Genomic DNA, 604 nt, shown 5'->3' on the forward strand with positions numbered 1-604 from the left:
CATGGTAAACTTGCTTATCTTCTCCTTCATAGCTAGCCACTACTACTCCCATTTGACCACTAGTTGTCAACGTATTCGCTATACCTTTTCCAACTCTACCACGCCGATACTGAGAACTTGGTCTTTCTAAATTGATTGAATCTCCAATCTCTGCTTGAGCGTACCCTTTTTTAGTTGCTTCCCTGATTTTTAGAAAATGGATTGGTTCTGGGATCAGTATTTTGGGAATTTTATCTCCACCTTGCATCGTAGTTAGTGTTGGAGATAACCCATCACTTCCATATACGCGACCAGTCTCCTTAAAGCTAGTTGGTAAATCTCCAACAACAACAATACCATGGCGATCCTGAGTATTCAAAGTAAACATTGGCTCTTGGTTTTCCTTAAATCGTCTACCATTTTGTCTTTTTTCTAATCTGTCTGGTGTCATACAAGAAATCGCAACTTTAAATCCTTCTCCTTTTCCACGAACTAATGTTGGCGCTAACCCCTCTGAATAATAGACTTTACCGCTCATGCCACTTTTTGATGGATTCAAATTTCCTAGTGTTTTTAAAGTCTCAGAGTTAGTTGCTTGACCTTCTCGTCTGAAAGGAAATAGGAG

Annotated in this window: 1 pseudogene; it reads right to left on the bottom strand. The window is 39.6% G+C overall.

From position 1 onward, the window contains the following. A pseudogene (locus tag CBI42_RS11115) lies at positions 1-604 on the bottom strand (DNA (cytosine-5-)-methyltransferase); the annotation flags it as partial.

Source organism: Streptococcus sp. KR, assembly GCF_002238115.1.
Lineage (GTDB): Bacteria > Bacillota > Bacilli > Lactobacillales > Streptococcaceae > Streptococcus.